Annotated in this window: 5 protein-coding genes and 1 pseudogene; 2 read left to right on the forward strand and 4 right to left on the reverse strand. The window is 44.5% G+C overall.

Going from position 1 to position 6,940, the window contains the following annotated elements; translation table 11 throughout:
* A pseudogene (locus QUA38_RS26370) lies at positions 1-642 on the forward strand (thioredoxin domain-containing protein); the annotation flags it as partial.
* 306 nt (positions 643-948) lie between these two features.
* On the opposite strand, the gene QUA38_RS26375 reads toward QUA38_RS26370, so the two are convergent.
* The 4 genes from QUA38_RS26375 to QUA38_RS26390 form a co-directional block, all read right to left on the reverse strand.
* Positions 949-2,037: an ABC transporter ATP-binding protein gene (locus QUA38_RS26375; protein WP_333167126.1), complete on the reverse strand. Its 1,089-nt coding sequence runs from the start codon at positions 2,035-2,037 to the stop codon at positions 949-951.
* Between the two features lie 233 nt (positions 2,038-2,270).
* Entirely contained in the window at positions 2,271-3,332 is a 1,062-nt protein-coding gene (locus tag QUA38_RS26380) for a spermidine/putrescine ABC transporter substrate-binding protein (protein WP_333167128.1), read from the reverse strand.
* 50 nt (positions 3,333-3,382) lie between these two features.
* Positions 3,383-4,240, reverse strand: a complete 858-nt coding sequence (locus tag QUA38_RS26385) for an ABC transporter permease (RefSeq protein ID WP_333167130.1) — start codon at positions 4,238-4,240, stop codon at positions 3,383-3,385.
* Positions 4,241-4,305: 65 nt separating this feature from the next.
* On the reverse strand, positions 4,306-5,154 hold the full coding sequence (locus tag QUA38_RS26390) for an ABC transporter permease (RefSeq protein ID WP_333167132.1): 849 nt from the start codon (positions 5,152-5,154) through the stop codon (positions 4,306-4,308).
* A 101-nt stretch (positions 5,155-5,255) separates the two neighbouring features.
* On the opposite strand from QUA38_RS26390, the gene QUA38_RS26395 reads away from it, so the two are divergent.
* Positions 5,256-6,767: an FAD-dependent oxidoreductase gene (locus QUA38_RS26395; RefSeq protein ID WP_333167134.1), complete on the forward strand. Its 1,512-nt coding sequence runs from the start codon at positions 5,256-5,258 to the stop codon at positions 6,765-6,767.
* The last annotated feature ends 173 nt before the right edge of the window (positions 6,768-6,940 follow it).

Raw genomic sequence — 6,940 nt, forward strand, 5'->3', positions numbered from 1 at the left:
GACGGACAATCTGCTGTAACCGCGCAGTCGGAAGATTATGCTTTGTTTGTGAAAGCTTTGTTGGATTTGCACCAAGCGAGTTTGACTTTAGGCAAGGGGGAAGAGGCGAAACAGTTGCCGAATTCTCAGTTTTGGTTGGAGAAAGCTGTGCAGGTGCAAGAAGAGTTTGATGAGTTTTTGTGGAGCGTGGAATTGGGAGGATATTACAATACTGCTAAGGATGCTAGCGAAGATTTGTTGGTGCGGGAACGCAGCTATATCGACAATGCAACTCCGGCGGCGAATGGAATTGCGATCGCCTCTTTGGTTCGTCTCGCACTGCTGGAGCAGAATTTGGAATATCTCGATCGCGCCCAGCAAGGTTTGCAAGCTTTCAGCAGTATTGTACAAGATGCTCCGCAAGCTTGTCCGAGTCTACTTTCGGCGATCGATTGGTATCAGCATTCTACCCTGATTCGCACGACTCCCGATCGAATTTCTGGCTTGATTTCCCAGTATTATCCGACTGCTGTCTGTCAGATTGAGGCTGATTTGCTTGAAGGTGTTATCGGGTTAGTTTGCGAGTGTTTAACTTGCAAGGAACCTGCGAAAAGTCAAGAGCGGCTGTTGGAGGAAATTTTGCAAAGTCAAACACGGGTTTAGTACCAATACTGTCTATATTATTGAACCGCGAAGACGCGTTAGGCGAAGTCGCGCGTAAGCGCTAGAACGCGAAGGAAGAAGGGGAAGCAGAAGGAAGAAGTAGATTATCTTCTACCGGGAAGGAATCGCATTTTCAGTCTGCCCCTCAATCTTCCAAAACCTCAGCTAAGTCTTCCATTGTCAAGTCGCTTGGACTTAGCTTTACTGGTTAGACGGTGCTTGATGACGGTAGCGATAGTTAGACTTTGGACACTACCTAATCTCACTCTGTCGGCTGAATCTCAGTGGCTTCAGCCCGCTTGAGTGTCAAAAAATGCAAATACTTTCCGGCGGCAGTGTAACTCGAACGCTGTCGCCGACTTGGTATCGCTGCAAGTCATCTCTGTGCAAGTTTTGTCGGCGAAGGGCGATCGAACTTTTAGCAGTCAACCGCACCGTATAGCGCGTATCAGTGCCAATATAAATAGCCTCTTCTACTATTCCCGACCAGCTATTTTCATCGTCATAATTAGCCGGATAAATCGCAGCTTTTTCTGGACGCAACACCAGGGTGACAAATTTCCCAGCGGGCATATCTTCTGCTGTCGTAACTAACACGGGCAACTGCTGGTCAACCAACACGATTATTTGACCGTTTTGTTTTTCTACTACTTGCCCGCTTAAAAAATTGCTGTCGCCAATAAAATCAGCAACAAACCGCGTTTTAGGATATTCATAAATATCAACTGGTGTACCGATTTGTTGTAGTTTCCCTCCATCCATCACTGCAATTCTGTCCGACATTGTTAGTGCTTCTTCCTGATCGTGAGTTACATAAATAAACGTAATTCCCAGTTTTCGCTGCATTTTTTTTAATTCTAACTGCATCTCTTTACGCAATTTTAAATCCAGCGCTCCCAGGGGTTCATCTAACAGCAAAACAGACGGCTGCTTGACTAATGCTCTTGCTAGTGCTACTCGCTGCTGCTGTCCCCCTGACAGTTGGCGGGGATAGCGTTTTCCTACATCGGTTAACTGTACTAATGCTAAGGCTTCAGCAACGCGATCGCGAATTATTTTCTGAGGCAAATTGTCCATTTCCAACCCAAAAGCGACATTTTGTGCTACTGTCATGTGCGGAAATAAAGCATAATTTTGAAAGACCGTATTTACTGGGCGGTGAAATGGCGGGCGATTTTGCATCGGTTGACCGTGAATATAAATTTCGCCGGCTGTGGGAATTTCAAAACCAGCGATCATTCGCAAAGTTGTAGTTTTGCCGCAGCCAGAAGGGCCGAGTAAAGAAAAGAATTCTCGGTCGTAAATTTGCAGGTTGATGTTGTCTACAGCTAAAAAATCGTGACTGCGGACACTTTTAAATACTTTGGAAACTTCTAAAACTTCGACAGCGTGCATTGTGTTAGTATGTCTTAGTTATGACTAATAAAAATTTGAACTCAATTCCGGTTAAATAAACATAAATTATCTAGGGGCTGGTTCATCAAAATCTTTAATACAAACTAAAAATTTAAGTAAACCCGCCCCGGCGGAAACCTGTGTTATGGCGTTTCTCAAGTGTGGTGAGGTATGCCTTATGCCCTATGCCTTATGCGAGATAGTACCTCATGTTACTGAGAAAGGTTATATATCTACTTTCCAGCCCCCGCTTTAACTTCCGTCCAAGCTCGATCGTACAATGCAGTTGCTTTCCCGACATCCTCCAATAATTTCATTTTGCCAAAGACTTCAGCCGGCGGGTAAATTTGAGGATTTTTCAAATCTTTCGCGTCGATGAGACCTTGATCAATTGCTGCTTTATTTGGCGATCCGAAGTGGGTAAAATTGGAAATTTGGGCGCCTACTTCTGGCTGCAAAATATAGTTAATAAATTTCTCCGCTAACTCTTTCTGGGGCGCACCTTTGGGAATTGCCATGTTGTCAGAGAAGATAATTGTTCCTTCTTTGGGAATAGCGTAGCGGAGATTGGAGTTTTCTTTCATAACCTGGAAAAGATCGCCACTCCATTCCATTGTCAGATTTACTTCTCCTTGATCGAGCAGATTTTGACCAGTATCCGGGACAAAAGCAGCAATGATATTTTTACTTTTAATCAGCAAATCGCGGGCTTTGTTAATTTCTTCGGGATTGGTTGTGTTGGGGTCAAATCCTAAATACATTAAAACTCCTGCAAATGTGTATCTTGCATCGTCTTGCCACGCGACTTTTCCGGTATATTTTGAGTCGAACATCGCCGCCCAACTATTAATATCGCCCTTGGTTGTTTTGACGTTGTAGCCAATTCCCATTGTTCCCCACAGGTAGGGTAGGGAATATTTATTTCCTGGATCAAAATTTTGATTGACAAATTTAGGTTCTAGGTTTTTTTGATTGGGAATATTATTTAAATTCAGCGGTTCAATTATATTTTCTGCGATCATGATTTTCACCATGTAATCGGCGGGAAATATTAAGTCGTAACCGGGGTTTCCCTGTTTGAGTTTGGCGTAGAGTGCGTCGCTGTTCTCAAATGTGTCGTATTGAATTTTAACATTGTTCTCTTTCTCGAATTGGGCGATCGCTTCTGGCGCGATATAACTGGCATAGTTGTAAATGCTGAGGACTTGCTGCTGGTTAGCACCTGTGGGGCTACAGCCGAAAGCCACGGTTGCACTGAGCACAAACAAAATTAGGAAATTCAGCAGGCGTTTCATAGGTTGTGTTAGTTGCAGATGACAATAATTATGACACAAAAAGATTTTTTTTAAGTTTTCTGAACTTTTAACGATGATAAAACCAGGAATAAGGAAGCGAACAACATCAAAGTTGAAATAGCATTAATCGCTGGCGTTACTGCAAACTTTATCATGCCGTAAACAAATAGCGGCAGCGTCACCGAACCGACGCCGGTGGTAAAGAAGGTGACGACAAAATCGTCCAGAGACAGAGTAAAAGCCAACAGTGCCGCGCTGAAAATAGCAGGCCAAATCAGAGGGAGGGTGATGCGCCAAAAAGTCCGCCATTCGTTAGCGCCTAAGTCAAAAGCTGCTTGTTCTAATATCGGATCGAGTTCTGCCAAACGTGCCCTGACAGTAATAGTCACAAAGGAAATATTAAAGACAACATGACCGATAATTACGGTAGGTAAGCCGAGATTGAGGCGAATTCCCGTGAGATTTTCTAGGATCCGAAATACTAGGGTAAAGAAAACTAGCAGCGAAATGCCGATCGTAATTTCGGGCATGATAATCGGCAAAAACAGTAAAGCCTCTACTGCTTTGCGTCCAGGGAAATGAAAGCGTTCGAGTGCTAGCGCGATCATTGTACCAAAAATTGTGGCTAACACAGTCGAAATAGCTGCAATTAGCAAGCTGTTGTTAAGTGCTGTCACAATTCCCGCGCTACTACTCGTTGCAATCGTCCCGCCTGCATTGCCAAACAAACTGCGGTACCAATCGAGGGTAAACCCGCGCCAAACGGCATTGAATCGGGAGGCATTAAAGGAATAAATAATTAAGATGAGAATTGGCGAGTAAAGAAAGGCAAATGCTAGTGCAGCTTGTACCAAAAGCCACTTTTTGCCGATCGCCCGCACGAGCAAGTCTAGTTTTGTTTTAGTCATCAGTCATTAATAATTAGCACATTTTAACTTAAATGCAGGGTGAACCGATTAATGTACACCTTACCTTATTGAGGTTCATCAGACACGCGGAAGTAAATTAACACCGGAATCAATATGATGACCGTCAATAGCATAGAAAGCGCCGAGCCGAAAGGCCAGTCGCGAGCTTTCATAAACTGATTTTGAATCAAATTTCCCACCATAACTGTTTTAGAACCCCCCAATATATCCGGTGTGATGAAAGCGCCTACGGCGGGAACAAAAACCAGAATCGAACCTGCCACAATGCCACGAGTTGTTAATGGTAAAAATACGCGCCAAAAAGTGCGAATATCGTTTGCCCCTAAATCATGAGCAGCTTCTACTAATGAAAAATTGAAGCGTTCTATGCTAGAATATAAAGGCAGAACCATGAAAGGTAAATAGCCGTAAATCAGACCTATCGCCACAGCGAAAGGCGTAAAAAGCAAGTTTAACGGTTCGTTAATAATTTGCAGGCTTTGCAAGGCTGTGTTAACGACTCCTTCGCTGCGCAGGAGTATGATCCAGGCGTATGTTCTCACTAAAAAATTAGTCCAAAATGGAATAATTACCAGCAAAAGCAAAGCATTTCGCCAGCGAGGAGAACGGGTGGCGATGAAAAATGCTAGGGGATAGCCAACTAACAAGCAAGCGACCGTTGTTAGAAAAGCGAGCCAGAGCGATCGCCCAATTACTCCTAAGAACAGTCCGCTGAACAAACGCTGGTAGTTGCTGAGAGTAAATATCCAAGTAACACCGCCGTAAGTACCGCGTTCTAAGAAACTGTACAAAAGTACAATTAGCACTGGCAGAATGAAGAAAACCATCAGCCATGCGGTAGCGGGAAATAAAAGCAGCAACAGGTTAGTTTGCTGGCGGTTTTGGACACTCATTATTTACTCAAGCGAAATTTAGCACATAATTCAACACATTTTATATCAAATCCGCATTTTATGAATTATGTCATGATTAATAAAGAATCAAGAGGTACGCAATGTCAGCAGAATCGTCAACCCCAAAAATAGTCGTCGTCGGTGCAGGGTGGGCCGGTTTAGGCGCTACCTATCACCTAGCCCAGCAAGGCTATGATGTCACCCTGCTAGAAGCTGGCCCTTATCCGGGTGGCTTAGTTGCAGGGTGGAAAACCGCAGGCGGGCGTTCCGTAGAAGCTGGGATTCATGGCTTCTGGTATCCCTACAAAAATATATTTTCGTTAGTTAAGGAATTAGGACTCGATCCCTTCACGCCTTGGACTCGTTCTTGTCAGTATTCACCGGCGGGATTGGAAGTAGAATCGCCAATTTTTCAGGACGAACCGCGGCTTCCCACACCGTTAGGAACGTTTCTTTACACCCGATTTAAAAGGCTGCCATTAGTCGATCGGCTTTCAGCGTTGCCCTTACTCTACGCCGTCCTAGATTTCGACAATTCCGACGAAGCTTGGCGCAGGTACGATCGCGTCACAGCCCGCGAATTGTTCAAGCAGTTTGGTGTTTCTGCAAGGCTGTACCGCGATGCTTTTGAACCGATGTTATTAGTAGGTTTATTTGCACCAGGAGAACAGTGTTCTGCTGCCGCCGCTTTGGGAATGCTCTATTATTTCATATTAGCGCACCAACCGGATTTTGATGTAGTTTGGTGTCGCGGAACAGTCGGAGAAAAAATATTTCGTCCCTGGGTCGAACGCTTGGAAAAACTAGGCGCAAAAGTATTGACACAGCAGCGAGTTACTGACTTAATAGTTGACAGCCACAACCGAGCAACAGGCGTTGTTTGCGGCGAAGAAACCTTCGATGCAGATGCAGTTATTTTTGCAGTTGGCGTCACGGGAATGCAAAAAATTATCAGCAGCAGTCCAGCTTTGCAAAGCCGCCAAGAGTTTCGGGATGCGATGAATTTGGGTGCAGTGGACGTGTTAGCTGTTCGCCTGTGGTTTGACCGAAAAATTGACATTCCCCTGCCTTCTAATGCCTGTTTTGGATTTAGTTCAACTACAGGTTGGACGTTTTTTGATTTGAATGCTTTGCACGACGAATTTCGATCAGAACCGGGCACAGTAGTCGAAGCTGACTTTTATCACGCAAATCAATTAATTCCCCTGAAAGATGAGGAAATTTTTTCCTTAGTTCAGCGGGATTTAGCGACTTGCATTCCGGCTTTTCGACAGGCAAAAGTAATTGACAGCAGCGCGATTCGGCTGTCGCGGGCAGTGACGCATTTTGCCCCTGGCAGCTATCAGTATTTGTTGCCTGCGGTAACAAGTTATGATAATGTATTGATGAGCGGCGATTGGGTTGTGACCCGTCACGGTTCTTGGTCGCAAGAAAAGGCTTATGTTACTGGCTTGGAGGCGGCAAATTTGGTAATTTCGCGTTTCGGAATCGGAAACAAAGCGGCAATTATTCCCGTGGAAGCTGACGAACCGCACATTCAAATCGGGAGAAAGATTAATCAGTTTACTCGCAGTTTGACTAAAACTTTCATTCCCGATTTTTGGCTGCCATAAGAAGGAAGAAGTTCGGCACCAGATTCTGTAACGAATTTAACGGATGTCAGGAAGAAGGAAGAAGGAATTTCTTGCTTGAAGCGGTAAGGTGCGCAATGCGCACCCTACATATAGACTAATAACCAATGACCGCTGACTGATGATACTATTTTCAAAAAAGAATACAACTGTAG

It is taken from the genome of Microcoleus sp. Pol12B4 (assembly GCF_036701385.1).
GTDB lineage: Bacteria > Cyanobacteriota > Cyanobacteriia > Cyanobacteriales > Microcoleaceae > Microcoleus.